This window comes from Paraburkholderia humisilvae, assembly GCF_902859855.1.
GTDB classification, from domain to species: domain Bacteria; phylum Pseudomonadota; class Gammaproteobacteria; order Burkholderiales; family Burkholderiaceae; genus Paraburkholderia; species Paraburkholderia humisilvae.
In genome coordinates, this window is record NZ_CADIKH010000070.1 from 1 (window position 1) to 22,755 (window position 22,755).

General features: G+C 56.7%; 16 protein-coding genes and 1 pseudogene. 5 read left to right on the forward strand and 12 right to left on the reverse strand.

Annotated elements, in window-relative coordinates; all coding sequences use genetic code 11:
• Positions 1–903: 903 nt before the first annotated feature.
• The 5 genes from HV796_RS35080 to HV796_RS35100 form a co-directional block, all read right to left on the reverse strand.
• The gene (locus HV796_RS35080) at positions 904–1,632 is read right to left on the reverse strand and encodes a biotin-independent malonate decarboxylase subunit gamma (RefSeq protein WP_175232475.1); all 729 of its coding nucleotides are present in this window, start codon (positions 1,630–1,632) and stop codon (positions 904–906) included.
• The gene (locus tag HV796_RS35085) at positions 1,619–2,554 is read right to left on the reverse strand and encodes a biotin-independent malonate decarboxylase subunit beta (RefSeq protein ID WP_175232476.1); all 936 of its coding nucleotides are present in this window, start codon (positions 2,552–2,554) and stop codon (positions 1,619–1,621) included. The genes HV796_RS35080 and HV796_RS35085 overlap by 14 nt, the downstream gene beginning before the upstream one ends.
• 2 nt (positions 2,555–2,556) lie before the next feature.
• Positions 2,557–2,865, reverse strand: coding sequence for a malonate decarboxylase acyl carrier protein (gene mdcC / locus HV796_RS35090; protein ID WP_175232477.1), 309 nt, complete (start codon positions 2,863–2,865; stop codon positions 2,557–2,559).
• A gap of 11 nt (positions 2,866–2,876) precedes the next feature.
• Positions 2,877–4,523, reverse strand: coding sequence for a malonate decarboxylase subunit alpha (gene mdcA / locus HV796_RS35095; protein ID WP_175232478.1), 1,647 nt, complete (start codon positions 4,521–4,523; stop codon positions 2,877–2,879).
• A 164-nt stretch (positions 4,524–4,687) separates the two neighbouring features.
• Positions 4,688–5,188: an outer membrane protein gene (locus tag HV796_RS35100; protein WP_246356206.1), complete on the reverse strand. Its 501-nt coding sequence runs from the start codon at positions 5,186–5,188 to the stop codon at positions 4,688–4,690.
• A 1,138-nt stretch (positions 5,189–6,326) separates the two neighbouring features.
• Here HV796_RS35100 and HV796_RS35105 point away from each other — a divergent pair.
• From HV796_RS35105 to HV796_RS35120, 4 genes are all read left to right on the forward strand, one after another.
• Positions 6,327–7,118, forward strand: a complete 792-nt coding sequence (locus tag HV796_RS35105; RefSeq protein ID WP_246356207.1) for an outer membrane lipoprotein — start codon at positions 6,327–6,329, stop codon at positions 7,116–7,118.
• 605 nt (positions 7,119–7,723) lie between these two features.
• Positions 7,724–9,103, forward strand: a complete 1,380-nt coding sequence (gene gorA, locus HV796_RS35110; protein WP_175232481.1) for a glutathione-disulfide reductase — start codon at positions 7,724–7,726, stop codon at positions 9,101–9,103.
• A gap of 411 nt (positions 9,104–9,514) precedes the next feature.
• The gene (locus HV796_RS44445) at positions 9,515–9,871 is read left to right on the forward strand and encodes a hypothetical protein (protein WP_246356208.1); all 357 of its coding nucleotides are present in this window, start codon (positions 9,515–9,517) and stop codon (positions 9,869–9,871) included.
• A 553-nt stretch (positions 9,872–10,424) separates the two neighbouring features.
• Positions 10,425–10,865, forward strand: coding sequence for an outer membrane lipoprotein (locus HV796_RS35120; RefSeq protein ID WP_377694549.1), 441 nt, complete (start codon positions 10,425–10,427; stop codon positions 10,863–10,865).
• 559 nt (positions 10,866–11,424) lie between these two features.
• Here the strand turns inward: HV796_RS35120 and HV796_RS35125 are convergent.
• From HV796_RS35125 to HV796_RS35140, 4 genes are all read right to left on the reverse strand, one after another.
• On the reverse strand, positions 11,425–12,213 hold the full coding sequence (locus tag HV796_RS35125; RefSeq protein ID WP_175232483.1) for an AraC family transcriptional regulator: 789 nt from the start codon (positions 12,211–12,213) through the stop codon (positions 11,425–11,427).
• Between the two features lie 813 nt (positions 12,214–13,026).
• Positions 13,027–14,442, reverse strand: a complete 1,416-nt coding sequence (locus tag HV796_RS35130) for a YadA family autotransporter adhesin (protein WP_175232484.1) — start codon at positions 14,440–14,442, stop codon at positions 13,027–13,029.
• A 1,065-nt stretch (positions 14,443–15,507) separates the two neighbouring features.
• The gene (locus tag HV796_RS45995) at positions 15,508–16,077 is read right to left on the reverse strand and encodes a transposase (protein WP_175232489.1); all 570 of its coding nucleotides are present in this window, start codon (positions 16,075–16,077) and stop codon (positions 15,508–15,510) included.
• Between the two features lie 563 nt (positions 16,078–16,640).
• Complete coding sequence (locus HV796_RS35140; protein ID WP_246356210.1) at positions 16,641–18,455, reverse strand: DUF4153 domain-containing protein; 1,815 nt, start codon at positions 18,453–18,455, stop codon at positions 16,641–16,643.
• 898 nt (positions 18,456–19,353) lie between these two features.
• Between HV796_RS35140 and HV796_RS35145 the strand changes: the two are divergent.
• Positions 19,354–19,824, forward strand: a pseudogene (locus HV796_RS35145) (transposase); the annotation flags it as partial.
• A 157-nt stretch (positions 19,825–19,981) separates the two neighbouring features.
• Here HV796_RS35145 and HV796_RS43515 read toward each other — a convergent pair.
• The 3 genes from HV796_RS43515 to pelG all read right to left on the reverse strand — a co-directional run.
• Positions 19,982–20,224 (reverse strand): hypothetical protein, encoded by a 243-nt coding sequence (locus tag HV796_RS43515; protein WP_217478087.1) that lies wholly within the window; start codon positions 20,222–20,224, stop codon positions 19,982–19,984.
• Positions 20,225–20,550: 326 nt separating this feature from the next.
• Positions 20,551–20,898, reverse strand: a complete 348-nt coding sequence (locus tag HV796_RS35150; protein WP_175232486.1) for a response regulator — start codon at positions 20,896–20,898, stop codon at positions 20,551–20,553.
• 1,146 nt (positions 20,899–22,044) lie between these two features.
• Positions 22,045–22,755, reverse strand: a 711-nt coding sequence (gene pelG / locus HV796_RS35155) for an exopolysaccharide Pel transporter PelG (RefSeq protein ID WP_175232487.1), incomplete at its 5' end; no start/stop codon positions are given.

Here is a 22,755-nt window from a genome sequence, read left to right on the forward strand (position 1 = left end):
GTTGCCTCGTCCAACGGCTTCTTTGCCATGGCGCGTATCTCCATTCAATCCGTTAGAGATATAACGCGCCAGCATCGAATCGGTTGTCATGTTTTATGGGAAACTCAATAGGTGGCTCCCGGAGTCGATATGCGAGACCAATCCTGGTTTTGGCCACGTTATCAACTCCAGCAGTAAGACCCGATGTGCAGTTGCTGCAACGAACGCGCAATACGCCTCGTCGGAAAATCCTGACGGTTGCGCATCGGCTCCTGATGAAAACGTCGGTGGAAGGCTCATATGTCGCGGCCGTGCCCATGTAACCGCCTGTACGGCAGCACGCGAATACAATCCATCCTCTTCGCGACGGGAAGCTTTATTGTTCCATCTGTATTCGTTGGTTCGCGACAACAAAAAGCACAATTTTCGAGAACGTTTTTTTCGTTTGATTCTGGAACGATCCACGCATCAACCGCAGCTGTTCGAAAAAAAAGTGAATGCGATGTCTCGCATTGGTCACGCGTTACATCCCACAACAATTCCATATCCGGGCCGTCACTCATATTATTTCGTGTCGTTAAGCGCCGCAACGTCGTTAACCCACCGTTTGTGAGACTGACGACCCTACATGTCTGTCGAAACGGAAAACGTCCAAAGTCCGCTGCAGCAACGGCTCGCCTTGCTCCTTCTTTTCGCGGAACGCTGCTCAATTCCACAAGCAATCTCAGATCTGCGACGCACCTATCACTGCATGCGAAGGACGCACAGTAACCCGACCAGTGCTGTCCACGCTGGGAGACTATGGCGGAATTACTCCCTCAAATCTCGATTCGGCCCAAGGAAAAAGGAAACCACCTCTGCGGTCAATTCTTCCAGCAAGACGCATGCGAGCGCTCCGCGCCGACTAACGCTATGTGCCGACCCTCAGGCATTTCGTAGCGCCTCGTCTCGCACGCGTCGTGCAATACGCTCAGCCGTAAGACGGCCGTGTCGCCTGACACCGAGCTCGTCACGGCTATCAACGTTTGGCTGTCCTACGGCCAGCAGCCCTTGTAGGCGCGCGGCGAACTCGTCTGGTGTATGCCACTCCTCAGCAATGGCACCCATGTTCAGCAATGGCTCGACGCCTGGAGCGAAAATCGGAGTACCTTGCGACATTTTCTCGAGTCGCTCAAGTGGCAACTTCGTCACCCTCGATATCGAGGGTAAGTCCATTACGCTGGGCGCCGCACCGGCGACAGCGATCAAGGCGTCTGTGGCCATCGCCGTCGCAATCATTGCGCCTGCTGCGGCCGTTCCGTAAAGAATCGAAACGGTATAACTTCCGGTGGTCGACGCCATGTACATGGATTTCGCAAGATGCGCAAGGTACTCGTTGAGTCCCAGCAATTCTTCACGCCTTGACATCAACTGACTCCCCGCGTTGATTATTGAAACCAGCGGGCGACCGGCATGCATGTTGATATGGCGCAGCACGCACGCCGCCAGATGAATTGCCTGCTCCGCACCAACAGGATCGCCATTAACCAGGCCAATTACGCTGACCGTCGCTCCGTCCATCAGCTTCTGCTCACCCTCTATTATTCCCATGTCATCCGGCTGCAAAGCAACGCCATCGGGAAAAAGTGCGCTTAACAATTCATCGTGCGACATGGGATTCCTCACCAATTTTCTTTAATTCGCACAGGAACTGCTCGTCGTCGATCTCGAACATTCGTTCAGGGTGGTTCCAACCCCGCTTGCGCAAGATGTCCAGAGCGTCCTCACAATCCCGGAAGTCGTCCAGTCTGTTTTTCAGGCGCCGTTGTTCCCCCTTTAACAGCTCAAGATCCAACGACGCCGGATGCGTCAAGAGTTCGATGGCAACACGACGAAAGGCTTCCATGTCGTCTTTAACATATCGATCCGCTCCACCCGTCAATACGCGCGTTCGAGCGCCCGTGATACGCCAAACCAGCGCACGATCCTTTGAGTCGAACTCCTCGACGCCCTTGTTAATTTCAATCACTTCGGGCCCGGTGACCCCTATGCGCGCATGTTCCGACACGACGATATCTGAACAGCACGCGGTCACAATACCGCCCCCGCCAAACGCTCCAGCCGTACCGCCGATCAACGCGATCACGCGAAGTCCCGTGCTGCGCGCCTGAAGCAACGCCCTTATTACCTCCGAGACGGCCAGCTCTCCGGCATTCGCTTCCTGCAAACGAACTCCACCGCTGTCAAGAAGCAACAACACCGCACGTGGCTTGCCCTGTTGCGCAAACGCACGAGCCACCCGCAGCAAACCTACCAGCTTTGCCCCAGCGACTTCGGAAAAAGTCCCTCCCATGAACCGCCCCTCCTGCGCGGCAATCCAGATCGGCTGTCCATTCAGCGACGCACTGCCAACCACGATGCCGTCATCAAATGACGCCGGCAGGTTGAACCGGGCAAGATGAGGGCTCGCCTCACGCTCCCACGGGCCCACAAATTCATTGAAGCTGTCTGGATCCAGCAAGCCTGTCAAACGTTCTCTCGCGGTTGATTCCAGCCAGCTTGCGCCTACGCTCATCGACGAGGATATAGTACTCATGGTTACTCCATCAAAGCATGGCACACCTGAGCAAGGCGCAACAATACGGCGTCTGGACGCGCGCCAGCATCGTTGATCGAAAAACGTACTCCGCCAGGAGAGTACTGTTCGATAAAGTCCGCCACGACTGCTGTCCAGATTTCGCCATACCCAGCCACGGCCGTTGACACATGAACCTCGCAAACGCCATCTTCCAAAACGCGTTCGGCCAGTACTTCGAGATTTCCCGAAGCGACCACCCCAAGAATCACTCTTGCCTTTTCTCCGGGCAATCTGTGCAGGGTCGCGTGAACCCGCCTTAACGATTCCATATGCCTATCCTTTACCAATTCCGGAACTTGCCCGTTGGCTCGTAAAGGCCTCCGGACCATCTCACGAGATCCTTGATCGAACGCGCGGCCAACAATCGACGATTGGCATCCAGCGGATTAATGGCCAGGTCCCGGGCTCGACGGATCACACCGCGCTCGCGCAACGCTTCAACCATTTTCCTGTCGCGTGCCCTGCCCACTTCCGTGTACCCGGCAACCCCCCGGACGGCCTGTTCACGCTCTTCAGGGCCTCGACACAACAGAAGATTCGCAATACCGTCCTCCGTGACGATATGCGTAACGTCCTCTCCATAAATCATGACTGGAGGCAACGCAAGTCCGGTTTTCTCCGCTAGCGTAATGCTGTCCAGCCTTTCGACGAAGGTGGGCGCGAGTCCCTCACCGAACGTTTCAACGATCTGGACCACCAGCTTGCGACCCCGAGGCAAGCGCCTGGGCTTTGAAGTCGCCTCTTCTTGACCCGCCTTATGCCAGGCCGGTGATGTGTGTCTTCGGCCGCGCGCGTCGGCCCCAAGATTTGGCGCACCGCCAAAGCCTGCGATGCGATCAACGCGCACTGTTGATGAATTTCCCTCCAGATCGATCTGCAGCGTGGAGCCAATAAACATGTCACAGGCATAGTGCCCTGCGTTATGGGCAAGCATCCGGTTGGTGCGCAACTCACCATCGTGACCAACAAAATAGATATCCGGCCGAGCGGCAACGTAAGCATCCATCCCAAGTTCAGCACCAGGAGAATACACCTGTCTGACCCAGCCACTTTCGATCGCGGGGATCAGCGTCGGATGTGGATTTAGCATCCAGTGTGTCGCAATGCTGCCCTTTAGACCCAGACTCCCAGCATAAGTAGGAAGGAGCAGTTCAATAGCGGCCGTAGGAAAGCCAACACCATGATTGAGACTCTGGACGCCATATTCGGCATAGATACCCTTGATAGCCATCATGCCCATAAGAATCTGCGTCTCAGTGATACTGGCCGGATCGCGCGTAAAGAGCGGTTCAATGTAGAAAGGGTTCGGGGATTTGATGATGAAATCCACCTGATCGGATACCAGATCGACGCGTGGTACGGTGTCGACAATCTCATTCACCTGCGCAATAACGATCCCGTCCTTGAACGCGGTCGCCTCGACGATTGTCGGAGTGTCCTCCGAATTGGGCCCCATATACAGGTTGCCGTCGCGATCAGCCTGACGCGCCACAATTAATGCGACTTTCGGTGTCAAATCCATGAAGTATCGTGCGAAGAGCTCAGGATACGTATGGATCGCCCCGAGCTCGATCCGGCCTTTCTCCAACGCACGTGCGATCCGGCGTCCCTGCGGACCGGAGTAACAAAAATCTAGCTTGCGAGCAATCCCGTTGTCGAATAGGTCGAGGTGTTCCGGTAGCGTGACCCCCGATTGCACGATATGGAGGTCATGAACACGCGTCGGATCGACTTGCGTTAGGGCTCGGGCGAGAAAATCGGCCTGCTTCTGATTGTCGCCCTCCAGACACAGTCGATCTCCGGGACGAAGCACCGCCTCCAGCAATGCTGTCGCGTCACGAGCGTCAACGTACTTTCCCCTGGCAAAGGAGGAGGCTGCCTGCAACCGGATCTGACGCTCGCTCGCCTGTTTATTCCATTGCACCATAACAAACGTCCTGTAGGGATTCCCAAACCACTGGCATCAGACACTCTGTTTTTTCGCGAAAATCAGCAACCCCATTTCACTCGGCAAAAGCCGCCATGATTCATCGGGCCGCCATTTCCACCTCGCCGACTCAAAAATCCACAATCAGCACACGATATAGCGCATTATTGGAAATAGTACTGCAGCCCGACGGTTAAGCTATTGTTGTTTCTCTTCGTACCGTTTGTATGCGACGTATCAGCCGCCCATTCGAGTCCGACATGGACGTCCTCGGAAACTGCATATTCAACGCCGAGGCCGCCGTGAAACCGGGTGTCGGGTGATATTCCTGTGAATCCGATGCGCGCGTACGGCATAATCCGGTTGATCGGCAGTCCGATGCGGGCATCGACGCCTGCGTCGCGCCCAGTGGTAGAGCCGTTATGAAGATCGGCGAACACTTCGGGACCCAACACGAAAGGTCCCACATCGAAACCATATCCGGCCATCGCGCCGAAAAATGTCCTGGCGCGCGTAGCGGTGTTCACCACACCTTTCGCATTTGACCAGTTTTCGCCGAGCTTGATACCAACGTAAGGCCCGGCAAATTCCGAGTGCACTTGCGTCGGTACCGGCATTTCCTGAGCGCCAGCCACGCCAGCGGTGGCAAGTGTAGAGATTGCCATTACGCTTACCCAGAATTTTATTGAATTCATGTTCGAGGACCAGTCGTTCTATGGTTGTATAGCCCATGGGCCGCAATACGGCGTGTCGGCCAGAACGGGACTCATGTTTCGCTGATTTGCACACACCGAGAACTCGCACACCTGAGAGCCTGTATCGCGCAAAACGAACGCGCTTGTCACGCTTGAACACGAAACACTCTGGGCAACGCTGTTCATGCGTCGCACTGACGCAGCAGAACTATCCTTGCGCCTCTCTGGATCGCTCGTCCTACCGGAGCTTCATCGCTGCGACCCATCATCGCCCGCGCGGCTCTTATGATCCCTCGCGGGGACACCCGAAACCGCCCTTGGGGCCCCGCGGGCCACACAATCCGCCATTCCGGTTCGAATCTGACGCTACGTTTAAAGAACTCAAAACCGCGCCAATCGCAACCTCTCTCCTGTTTTTCAAAATAACCGGCGCCCCTGACAACGCGCAGCCAATCAATTCGAGATCGCACCCTTGAACTAAGGATGCCACAAATCCGAAATCGCAATCAATAAAAACAGAATATCGAGAACAAAATGCCTGAATATCGCACGCTCGACGATCTCCAATATATATATAGGACCCGACTAAAATCACGAGTAAATCCGATTTAATTGTAAAATTAGAATTGAAAAGCAACGTACGCTCCCCGCTCGCGTGATGACAGTCTGCTAAACCCGCGCCACATAGATGATGGGGTGCGTCTGCCTTAACTCGAATATGAGTACGGCGGCGCGTGGGTGTGTGGGCGTTCCCCTGGTGAATCCCGCAGGCAGTCATTCCAGAACGGAGTTCGATAGCGTGAGACGGAGCTTCATGACGATTGCGCCGAGCCCGCCCATCGGGCCCGCTTCCGACCAATCCGGGTATCGGTGCTGCCATCAGGAGTGCGCGTGCGAATTTGCCTCGCGTTCCTTCCCGCATCGGAATTGCACTGCCTCAAATCGTGAATATTCGATTATTGCGCGTGATATTCGCACGCCATAGCATCGACGGCGTGGAAGGAGCACGGCGCCCCTACTCCTCGCCCTTTGCCGTTTGATCGCGCTTGAGTGAAAGACTTCCCATTGTGGCCTCGTTTGATGACCCGAAAATCAAGGTGATGAGTGGTTGAAATTCGGACCGTTTCATCATACCGAGCGAAGCAGAGAAGCACATCATGAGGAATTCACTATGAACAGTAACGTTCCGCAGTCCAAGGGTATCCATCCGTTGATTGCTGCGGCCGCCTGCGCCGTCATTCTGGTCAGCGTGGTTGCTGTTGCGGTAATGACGGGGGTCTTTCCCAGATCCAAAGGGGATGGCGCAACCGCGGTGGCGCAAGCTGCGTCCGCGGCCCCCATTGCGTCAGCGCCGCAATCAGTTGCGCCCGCCCCACAACAGAGCGCCCCTGCCGCAGAGCGCTCACGCACTGAACCCGCGCATTCCCGGACCGAGCCGAGGTACTCACACCGACCACAAAACTCCGAGCCTAAGTACACGCAGCAACCACAACAGTACGAGCCGAAGTACAACCAGCAACCACAGCAGTACCTTCCGCCGCAACCACCTTATCCGGAAGTCACTGACCGCAATGTGGGCGTCGTCGAATCCATTACGCCGATCAAGAAGGAAGGCGGAGACTCAGGGTTGGGCGCCGTAGGTGGCGCTGTCGCTGGAGGCCTGCTCGGCGACCAGATCGGCAATGGCCGAGGCCGCACCGCCGCGACCATAGCGGGGGCATTAGGGGGCGTGCTGGTCGGCAACCAGGTCGAACAGCATCTACGAAGCGAAACTCTCTACCAGGTTCGGGTACGCATGCCGGACGGGTCGAACCGGGTGATAACGTATAAACAGCAACCGAACGTCGCCGTCGGCCAACGTGTGAGGGTCGACAACAATTCGATCATCGGTCCAGGCTAGATTGCGTTTTACCCGCGCCACTTCGACAGCACAGAAGCCACTCCAATGGAACCTCTTCAACGGACGAGCACGGCGCGCGGCTATTTGGGTATCCGGAGATATCCACGTACCGCGCGCGCAACGGGGTTGATGCACCCGTCACGCGCGCTCGCAAACGCCCCCCATACGGAGGCATGTGGCGGAGCTTGCAGCCAATGCGACGCGATCGTCCACCAACCTCAAGCGGCCCCGCCTAACATTGATTGTGTAGGGACCCAGTCGCCGCTGCAGAAACGCGAAACAACATGCCGCTCATGCTTCGCGTCGGGATCGATTTATCAACCGTTCGAGCCGCGACAAGACGCTACAGGACCCGCTGGATTATGGATGAACCGATCTTTTATTGCGTAATACGCCTGCGAAGACTGCCTCGTCTACTTTCACGCGGCAGTGAAGGAACCGGGATGAAATTATTACAGCAACCTTCCGTCGTCTGAGCATTTTCATGTGAGTCCATCAGGAATACTTACTGTAAATAGAGCGCGCCCAAGACGCCCCCGAGCTGCCTTTTCATTGGCGGATCCTACTCGTCAAGACGACCGCTCACGAATCGAGTCACCCCTTTCATGAAAACATTTGATGTCGACCTGTTTGTCATCGGTGCAGGCTCTGGTGGCGTGCGCGCCGCGCGGGTTGCGGCCAGCCACGGCGCGCGCGTCGCGATAGCCGAACGAAGCCGGGTCGGTGGGACCTGTGTCGTGCGCGGATGTGTTCCGAAAAAGCTCTTCGTTTATGCGAGCCGCGTCAACCAGGTACTCAGCGACGCGGCCGCCTTCGGCTGGCAATTGGGTGAATCCCGCTTCGACTGGCCGACCTTGCTCGGAAACAAGAACGTCGAGATCGCCAGACTGGAAGGGCTCTACCGATCAGGACTCGCGCAAGCCGGCGTAGCTCTCGTTGAGGGGCACGCTACCATAGATGGCCCGAACACAATACTAATTCGCGGCACCCTGGAGCGCATCCGGGCAAAGCGCATACTGGTCGCGACAGGTGGTTCCCCGAACCGCGACCTTGATATTCCCGGAATCGGGTATGCCATCGACTCGAACGACGTCTTCGAACTTGGGAATCTCCCACCACGTGCGCTCATTATTGGAGGTGGTTATATTGCCATCGAATTCGCCGGGCTTTTGCACGGACTGGGCGTGAAAACGAGCCTGGTTCACAGAGGAGCGAAACTCCTTCGCGGCTTTGACAGCGATATTCAGATTGAACTGGAGCGTGCGTATCGTAGACGCGGCATTGACCTGCGGCTCGCGGAAACAGTTAGCCGCATTGACCGCGCGGACGATGTGCTCCGGGTAGCCCTGTCTTCCGGTCTCTGCGTGGACGTTGAGGCCGTAATACTTGCGGCAGGCCGCCGCCCCAACACACGTGACCTGGGCCTGGAGGCGATTGGTGTCAAGCTGGGTTCCACCGGTGCAATTATTGTCGACGCCACCGGTCAATCGTCTGTCCCCTGGCTCTATGCCGTCGGCGACGTTACAAATCGAGTCAATCTCACTCCCGTGGCAATCCGCGAGGGACAGGCGTTTGCCGATCGAGTTTTCGGCAAAGAGCATTCCCGATTTAATTACAGGAACATTCCCACAGCCATCTTTTCCACACCGGAAGTTGCAGTCGTGGGTATGAGCGAGTCGGAGGCGCGCCTTCTTTGTCCGGAGCTGGAAATATTCCGAAGCAGTTTCACATCCTTGACTTCGGCGATGAATCCAGGCACTCCGCGTGTGAATATCAAACTTCTGGTTGACCGCACCAATGATAGGGTCCTCGGCGCTCAGGCCATCGGAGAGGGCGCTGCGGAGATGATCCAGCTGATCGCCGTTGCGCTAAGTGCCGGCGTAACGAAGCATGATTTTGACCGCACCGTCGCTCTTCATCCGACAATTGCTGAAGAATGGACGACCATGCATGTCAGTGAGAAATATTCTTCAACATCCGTATAGAATTCGGAACCGTCTATCTGGCGTCAATTCGTTTAACGATTCGCGCGCTCTCACGCACGTGGCGTGAAAGAACCCATCCGACGTACAGCGTGCTCGCAAGCAATTACCTCTTCTTCGCTTGCCACGCGGACACCAGTGAAGCGACGAAAGCGAGCACCGACTCCTTTCATGACGTTCCGTGCATTGCCTCTTAATTGACCCGGAATCTGGTAATTCTAATGGTTTCCTGAGGGAAAAAAAGCGTCCCCTGAAACGGACAGATCAAGAACGCTTCGCAGATTTCTTGCGCGTGCAAATTCCTTTCGCGCGACCGCGCTACGTTTCGCCTAGTGATTTGTGAGTAATCGCAATACAGCGCACTATCAAGCGCGTCGCATAACGAAGACATTTTTCAACTGCCATCGAGTGCCCATGCCTCCTCCAACGAACGGCCAAACGGCTTCGTTCGGCTCATCCGCGGGCTGGCGCTCCGGAACATTGGCAATGGAGCAACGTGGTAACGTCGCAGATCTCTCAGCACCGGTAATTATTGGAAATCCAATGAACCCCTCAGCAAAGCAAGTCAAGTTCAGACTCAATTTTGATATTTCTCCCGAGGCAAAGGAACAGATCGAAGGTCTTAAGGACCGTATTCATGCTGACAGCCTTTCTGACGTAGTCCGACGAGCCCTTGCCGTCTATGACTTCTTGTGGACGCAAAGAGAGGGGGGGGCGACAACGGTTCTTCGATTCACCGACGGGTCTGAAACGTTGTTACCACTCTTCTAAGGTTCGAACGCGACTTCTCGAATCAAAACCGTCCATTGCTCTACATTAACCGGGATCACTGCGGTGTCCCATACCACAGCCCGGTTTCATCCGATTAAGCGAACCACTCTTGATCTCGATCGTAATGCCATCAAAATCTTAAAAAAATGATAAACCAAGCATATCAAAAATACGCACATAAACAATTTAATGGCTTTTAGCATGGAATTATTCAACTCACGACCGCAATGTGTATGATTTGAACGTGCCGCTCACGATGTTGCCAATGGTCCCTTTGCTCATTTGATATTCGTCGCGACGATGGATCGGCATGAACGGGAGTCGTTCTTCGTGCAATGAAAGACCGGGTGCCAAGAGGCAGCGGCAATTCCGGGCGCCCGGCGCATGTACGTATCTGCAAGCTAACACTGCCACTGTTCGTGTCCCCCCCCAACCGGGTACTGATCCTGGGCCTTTGAGCGAACGTCACCTGGAGTGTCCAACCATGAAAACAATGAGTCATTTAACGCACCGCCCGTTGATCGGGGCGCTCTCTTCAATCGCGATCGCCGCGATGGTCAGTGCGCTCGCGCTGGCGGGCTGTGCCTATAACAGTAGCTCGCCCGATGTCTATACAGCATCGCAAGCCCAACGCGAGGAAACCGTGCAAATGGGCACCGTCGATAGCGTACGTCAGGTGATAATCAGTTCAAACAACGGAGACCCGTCAGGCCTTGGCCTGGTCGGCGGTGGCGTGATCGGTGGGTTGGCCGGTAGCCGGATCGGCGGCGGCACAGGCTCAATTATTACCGGTATCGTTGGTGGTCTCGCAGGCGCGGCGGTCGGAAACGCTCTCGAGAACGAGGCGGCCAAGAAAAACGGCGTAGAGATCACTGTGCGCCTCGATAATGGCGAGTTACGCGCAGTCACACAAGCCGATACGGGTGACTTGTTCAATCCGGGCGACAGGGTCCGTCTGTTATCGGAAGACGGTATCACCCGCGTTACTCACTAGTGCGCCTAGTACACCGCATCATCCGGCATCCCGAAGGGGCGGCGGATAGATCGAACTTGAGGTTCTATCGAGTCGAGCGCTCGTCCGCACATGCAAGGCCGCCGCTGCGCAAACGGGCAGCTACGCGAGCCCGTACATTCACTCGCTCGCCGTGACTAGCCCGTGACTGTGCCCCTCGCGGTTTTTCAGTTTGGCGGTACACCACCGAAGCGATCGGGCTTCTCGCGAGGTCGGTGTTGAAGTCCTCCCCTGCCTGTGAAGGGCAGGGTTTTTCTGAGCAAATCTGATGAAAGCCGACGCCACAGGCTCCAGTAACCCGCCGACTGCGCGGGTCAGCCGCCGCCTGCCTTCGTAATACCGCGCGGGCCTGCATCACCATCGCCGCCATGTGATCTGATGGATTGGACAGACGCTCGCGTCACGAAGCTATCTGCCATGGCATATAATCGCAGCCACTTTCACAACGGCTCCGAAACGCTCCAATGCCCGGGCTTAGCGCCCGACTTGCGGGGGGAACAATCGAGCACTTCAGCGCGGCCGTGGTGGCAAATTCCGTGGCTCATTCCAGCTCTGCGAAATAACGCGCTGGGGGTTTGCCGAATGCCTTCTTGAACATTGTAATGAAAGCACTCACCGACTCGTAGCCGAGATGATCCGCTACGCGTTGCACCGATCGGCCCGCCGCGAGTTCTCGCATCGCAACGATCAGGTGCAGTTGCTGTCGCCAACGCCCGAACGTCAGACCGGTCTCCTGCTGGAAAAGCCGTGCAAGCGAACGTTCGCTCATCGCTACCAGTTCGCCCCATTGCGCCAACGTTCGCCGGTCCGCCGGGTGATCCGACAACATCGCGACAATTTTGCGCATCCTGAGATCGCCGGAGGTCGGCAAATAAAGTCGCTCGATTGGCATGTCTGCCAGCTCTTCGAGTAGTACAGCAGCTTTGCGCCCAGCTGGGCTATCAGGATCGTATTGCGCAGGCTCATTGGTCATATGGAGAACGAGCTCACGAACGAGGGGTGAGATAGAAAGTGTGCAACACTCGTTCGGCAATTGTGCCGTATCAGGTTGTACGAACAAGTAACAGAACTGCGCGTTTGCGGTAGCCCTCACGCTGTGAAGCATCTGCCCAGGAATCCATACAACGCATCGCGGCGGAACCACCCAGATGGAGCGAGGTGCCTCACACGTGACGCTGCCCTTGAGCGTGAGAATCAACTGGGCCTGGCGGTGCTGATGGAAGGGAACCTCGCTGCGATGGTCCGCTACGGTCACCCGCATGCCAACTGCGGGACTGCGGATTTTGTTCTCGTCGAAATTCCTCAGAGAAGACTCAAGTGGTGACGCCATGAGGTCTGGTAGGACTGGTTCAGTTATCTAGTCAGTCTAGCCAAGTTCCCGTTTCAATCCAAGCAATAAGCTTGTCGCCGTTCTGACATTTTGCGCTGTTCAAGAATGAGTTATCGCAACGCGACTGTCCTCGCAGCACGCCCAGCGTTTTCGATCGCCGGTCTGCTTACGCTCGCGGCGCATCAATGACGGACATCGCTCTCGTTCCGGAACGCTCGTGTGGATCTTCGCGCGCTCTCCAATCCAAGCCGGGTTTCTTACAACGCTACGGTCGTATTCGGGATCATCTCACCGTTTGCAACTGGCTTTCCCAGAGCATAGTCCCAATCACTCGGCGCTCTTCTGGCTATTGCGCCCGGAACCATTCTTCGCTCCGCCGCTTCACGTAGAGCCTATATCAGGGCATCACACTGATCGGTGTCGCATTCGCTGTGGGAAACGTGTAATTGCCAAGTCGGGTTACGCGCGATGTTCCATCGAGACTGGCAACCATGACCGGGGCATGTCCGATCACCACAGGTACGGCGGTCGCGCTTGCCTCCGCCCACGCTGTACCGCTGAAAAAAATCCGTTTCGAGGGAAAATGACAGTCGCTGCGACCACGGTCTTTCCAATGATCGCTGCGTGGATCTCGAGCAGCCAGCAGGATGCTGGACATCGGATCAGACAAAGAACCCCCTGTATGGCGACGGCATTCCCAATCATAGGCACTACATCGGAGCACAGCGCAAGCCACATCCGCGCTCGGCGAAGAAAGTCGTCCGCGATGTTCAGCCTCGGCCCCCTACCGCCGTGAATCCAGTCAAAGGCGGGCTACCACTGGTAACTGACACCCCCACCCCAAGCCGTACCCGCACTGCTTGTGCTTGCGCCGCCACGAACTTTAATGTTATTGCCAACACGGGCAGTGACACCAAGCGCAACAGCGGCATAGCCCTGAAAATCACCGGACCCGATGCCAACGGCGACGGTCCTGCCTGGATCGACGTCCGGAATCATCGAAAGCGCGACGGCACCAGCTACGCCTGAATAGGCTCTGCGGGCAATCGAATTGATACTTTGCTGAACACCTTGCAGTTGTGACATGTTCACCGCGTCGGTCGGATTTATGCCATTCGCCACGTTGGTAATACGTCGCTCACTACCGCCCGCGCCCACCGACACGGTATTCGCCTCGCTCGCCACAGACCCCGCACCCAAGGCCACGGAATTATTGCCGGTCGCGCGTGAATTCGCACCAAGCGCCGTGCTGTTTGTCCCGGATGCGATCGAATTCGCACCTATTGCCGTACTACCGTTACCCGATGCCATCGCCTTTGCGCCCATCGCTGTGCTCTCGTTGCCGGTTGCAGCGGCATTCGATCCAATCGCGGAACTATCGCTACCCGAGGCAAGCGCGCTCGAGCCAAATGCTGAACTGTCCGTGCCCGACGCCGTGGCATCTGCACCGCCGGCCGCACTCCCATTGCCAGTAGGATTTCCGGAGATCGCCTTGAGCTCGATGTACAGGTTGTCGACTGCCTGGGTCGTCGCAAATAGCTGCGAGCCATTAATCGCGTCCGTGCTATCCGCGGTGATACGCCCGGCCGCCACATTCTGGACCTGTCGTTCTTTGCCCACCGAGCCGACGCTCACAACCCCGACGGGCACTTGTGCCGCGAAGTTAAACGTGTTACTTCCGATTCTGATACTGGACACAGCAGTTGCGGCAGTCGTCACTGAGCTAGTGCCCAGCGCGACGGAATTAGCGATGTTGGCCGTGGCACCCACGCCGAAAGCAGTCGCGTCAGAAGCCGTCGCAATGCTACTGCGACCGACCGCTGTCGCGTTTGACGCCTGCGCTTGCGCGCCATCCCCCAATGCTGTCGTATTGAGTCCGTTCGCAACTGACCGTGCGCCGAAGGCTGCTGATCCATCGCCGGTGGCATTCGCTACGCGACCAATGGCTGTCGCACCTGCCCCGTTCGCATTCGCACCGTCGCCCATCGATGTTGCCTCGCCACCGTTGGCTGTCGAATTCAGGCCGAACGCCTCGTTGAATGCAGTACCGTCCGAGCCAGCAACGGCGGGGTAGGCACCGCCCGTGTTGGCTTCTCCCGGTGAATCCACATTCGTGCCATTGCTACCGCCAGAAGAGTAGTTATCCGCATAAGCCCGCCCAAATGGCAGCAGCAACGCCAGCGCCACCAATACAGCTCCCAATGTCGACGACTTCGGCAAACTACTCATGACTCTCGTCTCCTTCAATATTTATCCGACGCATTTGTATAATTTCCAACAACCACCATGCAAAACCCATTTATCAATTGCGCACCCACGCAAGGCGAATCTGATATCCGTTTTCATTAATAAAATGACGCAGTAAAATGCCGCATCGTGACCACTCTCAGAAACAAGGGTTGGTCAATTCGGTTGGTCTCCCGCACCCGGAATACACCGCATCGGACGACAACGATCGGCACCGCGGGGACCAAGCACGCCCATGAGGCCGCACTGGATACCCACCCGAAGAGTTATCTGTTTCGTCCTATCCGCCTTTTCCACGGAATTAGCGCCCGAGTAAGGCGCTCGTGTTCTTGAACGTTTCGTTGACTATTTTTTGCAGACGTGGGTCAATTAACCCAATGAATTGGCGATCGCATCTTTGCATTGGCAACGCGGGTAGGTGGCTGCACATCTAACTGACCTAGCGCCGCCCGACCGCCGCCCCTTATCCACGAAAGTCCACACCGCGTTAGTATTGGCATGCACAAAAGATCGTGAGCCTGCCTGCCTCCCACAACAAGTTCAGATTCCCTGCACGGTTGAGCTCGCGTCGCGACGAACACCGCCTCTTCGTCGCCCTCATCCGATTATCGAGATGACCCAGCTTCTCTTTCCTTTACTAAGGCACCCTTACCGTGAAGAGACATGGGAGCGACGGGCACGCCATCATCGACGCCTCTTGCGTCACGAGCACCTCATTTGATGAACCACGCGCATCTCGCGGACGTTAATTAAAGTTCGTAGAACCTACGCATCCCTTATTTTTCTCGCGAGTCGACGAATAGCGAACACTCTAACGAATAAATCTGCGTCAAAACCAGATCGATTTTGACATTAGAGATAAAGGTCACTGATCGAAGGTAACGGCCCCAGAACATCCCCGAAGAAAACGCAAACGGCACAGAGCCGAATCGATCACGATTTCGGTGAGGTGACTGTGGGACGCTTTTGCGGACGCACATCTCTGGCCGAGTTTATCGGATTTGCACGGGAAATCTTTGCTTCCAGAGGCTGTCGCAAAACGCATCATCAGGCAGCCCGAGTGACAGCGGTTGAAGCTCTAAAGCCGGGCGAGAAATCGAGCGCGTAAAGTTGACCCCGACTTGCACGGGGCGAATAAGTCGCCCATAGAAACGAAAATAGAGCCCTTTGCAGGGCCACCGCTCGCGACAGGTTGTACGCCATGACATGCAGCGTAAATTCGCGTCTGACGGCTGCAAGCCCGCGGCGCCGAAACCGGTTCAATCCCTGTTGACCGCGCAGGCTACTGAATACCGGCGCAACGATTGCCTTGCGCTGGCTGAAGATGCGTCCGGCCTGCGGATGCTGCATCACCTGGCGAAGCGCCTCGCGTTGTCCATCCCCCGGATAGCGCTTGATGCGCCGCCCCTGCCCGGCCTTTGTGCATTTCGCGCGCAGATCGTAATCGCCACAGGTGCTGGTTCCGTACACCCGATGCTCCCGCGTATTCAGGGTCTTTCTGGTCTTCGCCTCTGGCAGAAGAATCTGCCCGGCAGGGCAACGATACGAGTCGGTTTGCTCATCGTAGTTAAACGCGCGCTTGTGCGTCCCTGGACCCGGCAGGCCATTGGCCGTCAGGGCACAGCAGCCCTACATCGCTGGGCAGGTGTCGCTTCGATCACCTCGTCGTCGAAATATCCTGCATCGGGCAGCACTCCCTCAGCCTGTGCGCCCGTGATCCGTGCACTTTGATCGGGCATCGATGCGATGACGCACGTTTCGCTTCACGCGTCCAGTGCAAGCGCCGTGACGATCCGGTTTTCATTGGCCAGAACGGACGGCTTGTACGATGCCCCATATCCTTGTCTATGCTTGAGCCGCTGGACCAGCGCTACAGGCTCCGTGCCCCTGACACGGCGAAAATTTGCCGACGGGAGATGCGTTGGTGGAGGTGTCGATGGAGAGGTGCGTCAAGATCCTGACGGCGAGCGATTCGTCGTGAAGGAATTCGGATCGCGCGGTATGGAGGGAAACGCGGAAGAGCAAGCCAAACTTTTCAACCAGTTCTATGGGAAAGGCAACGCTGGCGCATCCCGAAGAGGGTAATTGATCGACATCAGCGTAACGACACACTTCATCCACGACCCGGCATCAGCTACAATGCCAAGTTAGCCAAAATCAAACATTTTTACTATGAACACTTATCTCACGCATGGAGCGTCTTGCGCTGGCATCGCCTGAACTTCGATGCGCTCACCATTAACCCGTATGTCGTGTAGCCGCGGCTCAACGAGCTGAAAATTCCCCTTCGCCAAGGCATCACGAACCGCGGCGCAGTTCGGTGCGACAGAAAACCTACCCACCAATTGCCAGTCGCCATCGCGGACCTCATCAAAAATGAACCCAGCACCTTCGCCGTTTGGGAAGAGAACGACATTGGCTTTGTGATTACCGGTCAGGTCCACAAGATATGCCTCGCACTGCACAGAGGCGCCGGTCAGGCAACCTGGCAGGTCCCACCTTTGCGTGACTTGCTTCCAGTCCTCTGAAAGAAACGATGCGGGAACCGGCCGTCCAGGACTACGCGACACGATGTTACTCGCTAGCGTCGCAACGTTCGGGCGAGCGGCGCTCGAAAGGCCAGGGCCGGCCCGATGCGCAGCCTGGATGCTTAGCTCGCGGATGGCCGCTGCGTTTGGTCCCTCTATCTCGCCCTGCAGGCGCGCGAGCGCCTGTAACCCATATCTCGCGGAGCCGTACCGCAGGAAGTTGTAGTCGAACCTCCCGGGCGAGACTGACCCGGCAAGGAGACGGGCCACCTGGCTGGTGACTGACAGACGCGCGGGGTCGGCCAGTGGCGTAAGCAAGGCAACGAGAACGGCAAGTGCGATCCACGCCGTCACCACGTTCACTGGCGCGATTCTCGCAAACATATCCGTGCAGGCGAGCGCGGCCCACGCGTAGCCAATAGCGTAGACGCAAATGACCGACGTTGCGGCACAAGCCAGCACTCGGCGCGGCGTGAGCCCATACTGTCCGATGCGAAGCGCAAGTGCATAAGTCCCAAGAATCACCAGCACCGGAAGCAATAAGCACAAAACTCTCGTGCACACACGCAGTATTCCGGACATCTGGTCAGATCGAGCTCCGCCTTTGAACACGGCGTTCACAAAGAGTATTTTTAGTGCCGCAAAACTCAGCATAATCCACGTGGCAATCCGCGTGCTCCATAGCAATCCAAGCCCAGTGAATGGCAGGGATGCGAGAAACCCGCCGGCAATGACAACGAGAACCGGAAGGAGCCACGACATTAGCGACAGGACAAGCGTCCTTGCGCCTTGGCTGATGTCGGGTCTCACATCGGTTATCTGCAGCGCCCAAGCGAACGATACCGCGCCGATAGGAAGGTTGAACCATGATCGACGCAAAAGCTGCTCGAGAAAATGCAGCTTCACCAGCAGGAAGAGCTCGGCACCAAGCCACAGGACCAGAAAAACCGCACATACAAACATCGCGGAGAGGCATACCTGAAGCCCCAGTTTCCAGCTGACTTCGAAGTACGACTCATAGCGCGCAAACCAGGACCTTTCGGCTTCGCCAGCGAGAACAAGGCAAAACGCTATAAATACGATCAGGCCCGTGTGGAAGACCGCCGCCACGGACGGAAAAGCCGCATCGTTACGGACCGGCGACATGTCGGCACTTCCGGTGCCCGCTAATCGCCATGCGACGTGGTAACCAAGGACCGCCACGCCTACTGCAAGCACAGTGGCCCACATCAGTAAACGGGCAGCCCTCATTTGGCTTAGGCCGACAACAATCGTCGGCGGAACAAACAGAGCGACAAGAATCAACGGAAAGAAAAGAACCGGAATCTTGGCGATCCCGCTGCGGTCGTGCATAGCACTGACCAGCACATAGAGCGCCAATCCCTGGCATAGACCAACGACCATTCGCGACGCGACGAGAGTACTCTCCGAAGCGACTCGCGGGGTGCCCTGCTGATTGCTCTGCATTTCCAATATCGACTCCCCACTGTGCCTTACCGCCGCGCGGCTTAGTACCGTTGCGTAATATCGCGCCCAAACACTGAGCCAAGCTCCATTCGACCACTTACGGTATGTGCAACCACCGAGCCGCCATCTTCAAAGGATCATGGGCGCAAAGGGGTTTGTGCGACAACACCGCAATTCGCGAGCAAACCCAACGATGCACTCTTCCCGAGATCAGGCCTTTAGGCACAGACGACGCTGCCTGCTTGCACGCCTGCACTCAGAGCAGTCCCGCCCATCCGACCAGAAGCTTCTGGGACAGCCGGAGGAATGCGGACGCCGCAACCACATGGTTGGATGTTCTGGAATTCCCAATCGTTTGCCAATTTGGCACCAAATTATTTACCGATCCAGCTCGATAGAAAACCAGTAGCTCTTGCCGGACGCAAGAGCGACTTATCGGGAACTTCGTCGGTCACAGACTGATAATGGGGTACACGCACACCACAGTCGCAACATCGCGAATCGTAAGCTGAGCGTTGCCGTGGTCACAGGCCGCCGCATAGGTATTACATGCGCAATCACCATTTCGATTGCCCCAATTCCCAGCTGCCTAAATCAACACTTCCTTAAGCGAGTCGGCTCGTCAATGACAGCGCACTGGGCTTCCTTCGATAGCAAGCAATAGCTCTGAGTATGCTAGTCCGTTTTTCGAGCTAGGCCAACGCTCGTGCAACGAGGCAATGTAGACCCATGTTTTGGCGGCAGGCGACTCTAGCCCTATGCTATAAGGCATCGCCTGTATTGGAAAAAGTATGATTCTGATGCGACGCAGGACAACCTGTACTTGATCCGGTGCGTGGCAAACCTCTTCCTTCGGGGCGCGGATGGATGGCGTGGATGACGTGGGCGTCCGGAGGGGCGTCTTGCCCAGCAGCTCGCGTCCTTGCGCAAGCAACGCGAGGAAGTTGCCAGCGAAGTTGAACGCCTGGTGCACGCCCCCCCTCTTTGGCCGGTCCTGACTGGCATGCCCGGAGTCGGCTTCAGGACCGCCGCCAGACTCCTCACTGAAGTCGCTCACAAAGCCTTCGCATCGGCTGCGCATCTAGCCGCCTACGCCGGCCTCGCCCCGGTGACCCGACGCCCGGGCTCGTCCATCCGTGGCGAACACCCGTCCAGACGGGGCAACAAGGTACTCGGGAGAGCACTCTTCCTCTCGGCTTTCGCTGCCCTGCGAGACCCGATCTCGAGGCACTATTACGCGCGCAAGGTCCAGCAGGGCAAGCGTCACAATCAGGCGCTCATCGCTCTCGCCCGACGACGCTGCGACGTACTGTTCGCCATGCTGCGCGACGGCACCCTCTACCAACCAAAATCCGCCCCTACCGCTTGACGAATCACATAGGGGCACGTTACCTCAAAGCGCGTCCCACCTCGCCGCATCGTGCGCACACGTACGCCGTTCGCGGGCGCCGTCCGTCCCACCCCACGAGGTGAGAGCCGGACACGCCCGCATAGAAAGAGTTTGAAGAGGTTGAGGCAACCGGAAATCAGCCAGCCCCGCCGCCCACCATCTCGTTGACCAAGCCGCCAGTCAGGCCGCCGACCGCGGTACCCAGCAATCCACCCAGCGGCCCACCAACGGCCGCACCTACTAGCCCACCGGCCGGCGCGCCAAGACTATCCGCCAGCTTCCCAAGCGTTCGTTCCAGACCACTAGAAAGCGAATCACCGTTACTCGCGCGTTGCGAATCGTCCACATTCGTTTGCCTCAGCAATCCTAAATTCATCATTTTTTTCCATCAAAGGTTTCGAGGATTTCAATTTATTCGAAATACACGCCACGGGAACAACCCAATCCGAAACCTGGCCGCGTGATGCCGCAACGCTAGACCGTTGCGCTACCGACGTCGTTGAGTTGCCGCCGCCGAGCCGCATTCCGACATCGAACATGCTAGGGTGTGCCCCTTCGGAGAACACGAGTGTGGAACTCTGCTTTACTCCCAGTCGGGCTTATGTCACTGCCCTCCCACATAGCATCCAGCAAGTAGCTCCGCACCCACCTCCGTTTCTGAAAGGCTGTCGCACAGCTTGTCATCTCGCTGGCGCCAGGCCCTAGCTAGGGCACAAATGTCCGTATCAATTGAATCAGCCGAGAAGCAGCGAAAGGCTTGCGAAGAAACTCGGCGTATCGCAATCCAAGTGGAGGCATCGCGAGAGCGGAACAGAAAATTACTGGAACGCCCGACAACCGGGCGTCACTCGCGAGAGCACGAACGAGCCCTACGCCATCCATAACAGGCATCATCCAGTCGGTTATGACAAGGTCCGGGCGCTCAGCGCGCGCATAGCGCAGCGCCTCGACACCATTAACCGCCCGTATGACAAGGTAACCTTCTGAACTCACCAACGCCTCCATGGCGTCAAGCAATCCCGTATCATCCTCCGCCAGCAATACAGTTGCCACCGAATCTCCCTTTTTCGCGCAACGTTAAATCGACAAGGCAAATTTCTTTGCCCGCCGCCCAAAAGACGTAGCAGTAGCCTGCACGACGTACATAAGGCAGAACCGTACACTGCCGGCGCATCCGGTACAGGATCTCCGCGCTGCGAAACTTCAACTGGAATCCAAGTAACCACCACCAGACGGCATAACAGATCGCTGCCGATACTCAAATCGTTGGGGCTGGCTGATCGAAAGTCACCGTGGCGAGGCGCTCACAGTAATAAGCAATCCACGCATATGCAGTCTCCACGCGTCAAACGGAGCTCTCGAACGAAGAAGGTCCCGGGACTTCCGACCGCATGAATGAGGTGCCGGTCCGACCCATATCAGACTTTCCCGTGATCGATGACTCCGACGCCCCGATATGCCCCGTCACGCGCATCAAATCGCCTACGCCGCGTATTCTCGCAATCTTCGGGCACGGATGGTCAATCCACGACACCAAATGAGATCCAAGTTTCGCTTGGCCCCACGTTCATTTCGCATTTCGCGTGGATTTTTATGCAATCGAGTCGAGCCATTCAGACTACTCACAACATGCGCATCGAGGTGAGCAATGGGTACACGGCATTCGGCGCCACAAGGTGTACGCGGCGGCGGATCTTCTCGCCTTCGTGCCCGGTAGGCTTAAAATTCCCACGCATCATAACTTCGATGACCCGATGATATGATAATCGTTTGCATTTTCGTTTAACTGTATATATCGTTTTCCTAATCAATTGGCTGACCTATAAGTTGACAGAGGCTGGTTGGGGATCAACTGTATCACTCAAGGACCCGAAACCCCGGCAACGCAAAATCATATACTCGAGGCGTCGCAGAATCACTGAATCACTCGATAGGCCATCGCTTTGATACATGCCCTGTTAGGTCCGCTTCCCTCGGTTACAAAATGAATTTGACGACGCCACCGCGGGAAGCGAGTCGCTTAACACTTGTGATCAGAACTTCGTGCGTCCCGCGTGGCTGCGCCGCTGTCTGCACGTCGCACGCGATCACACGTCAGACGCCACAAAGCCTCACCTAGTGACTTGAGGTATCCATCGCTGGCCCGCAACGACACGTATGCTCCGAGCCGTGCAAACAGATTGGCGAGCGTGGTCATCGTTAATTGCGCAGCATGTAGGTTTCGTATTCGAGTTTGCCGAGCTTGCGATCGAGCATCCGCACCGCCGCGACCACCAGAATAAGCAGCGTCAACGCGAAACCGTAGCCGTACGTATCGGGCGAAAGCCTCAACGTCATCCCGGTGAGCACCCCGTTCAGCACGACAAACGCGACACACAGTTTCAGCACCGTTCGCCGCGCGTCGAGATAAAAGAACACGTTCATCAGCCCAAGCAGCAACACCTGCAAACTTGCCGCGATCACGTCGACGATCAGCAGCGGCATATACAGCGTTGAAATATGCAGCGCATCGAGCACCCACCTGCCGAACGCGAGGATCAGCAACAACACCACGGCCTGGATCTTCACGATCTCATAGAGGCCAGCGCGGATGCTGATGACCATCATGTCGCGCATGTCGTTGATATGACGCAGCGTCGCGCCGGTGCGCACCGCGTTGTAGAAAGCGTCGTAGTATTCGACGAAGTCTGCTTCGATACGCACGAGAAAGGTGGCCATACCCGGCATCACGCACAGGTAAGCAATAAACACCGGAATGTCGTAGATCACCGACGCATGCAACGGTCCGATCACCTTCGACCCGGTACCCGGCGCATACCAGAACATGAACTTGTCGAGCCACACCCCGAGGTTGAACAGCAAGCCGGCCAGCGCGAGGCTCGGATACGCAAAGCGTCTTTGCAGCACTTC

Excerpts from the sequence above, each read along its gene's own strand:
- HV796_RS35120 (WP_377694549.1), top strand. The coding sequence starts at position 10,425 with ATGGTCAGTGCGCTCGCGCTGGCGGGCTGTGCCTATAACAGTAGCTCG.
- HV796_RS35080 (WP_175232475.1), bottom strand. The coding sequence starts at position 1,632 with ATGTCGCACGATGAATTGTTAAGCGCACTTTTTCCCGATGGCGTTGCT.
- HV796_RS35140 (WP_246356210.1), bottom strand. The coding sequence starts at position 18,455 with ATGCAGAGCAATCAGCAGGGCACCCCGCGAGTCGCTTCGGAGAGTACT.
- HV796_RS35100 (WP_246356206.1), bottom strand. The coding sequence starts at position 5,188 with ATGGCAATCTCTACACTTGCCACCGCTGGCGTGGCTGGCGCTCAGGAA.
- HV796_RS35085 (WP_175232476.1), bottom strand. The coding sequence starts at position 2,554 with ATGAGTACTATATCCTCGTCGATGAGCGTAGGCGCAAGCTGGCTGGAA.
- HV796_RS44445 (WP_246356208.1), top strand. The coding sequence starts at position 9,515 with ATGCCTCCTCCAACGAACGGCCAAACGGCTTCGTTCGGCTCATCCGCG.
- mdcC (WP_175232477.1), bottom strand. The coding sequence starts at position 2,865 with ATGGAATCGTTAAGGCGGGTTCACGCGACCCTGCACAGATTGCCCGGA.
- gorA (WP_175232481.1), top strand. The coding sequence starts at position 7,724 with ATGAAAACATTTGATGTCGACCTGTTTGTCATCGGTGCAGGCTCTGGT.
- HV796_RS35125 (WP_175232483.1), bottom strand. The coding sequence starts at position 12,213 with ATGGCGTCACCACTTGAGTCTTCTCTGAGGAATTTCGACGAGAACAAA.
- HV796_RS43515 (WP_217478087.1), bottom strand. The coding sequence starts at position 20,224 with ATGATGAATTTAGGATTGCTGAGGCAAACGAATGTGGACGATTCGCAA.
- mdcA (WP_175232478.1), bottom strand. The coding sequence starts at position 4,523 with ATGGTGCAATGGAATAAACAGGCGAGCGAGCGTCAGATCCGGTTGCAG.
- HV796_RS35130 (WP_175232484.1), bottom strand. The coding sequence starts at position 14,442 with ATGAGTAGTTTGCCGAAGTCGTCGACATTGGGAGCTGTATTGGTGGCG.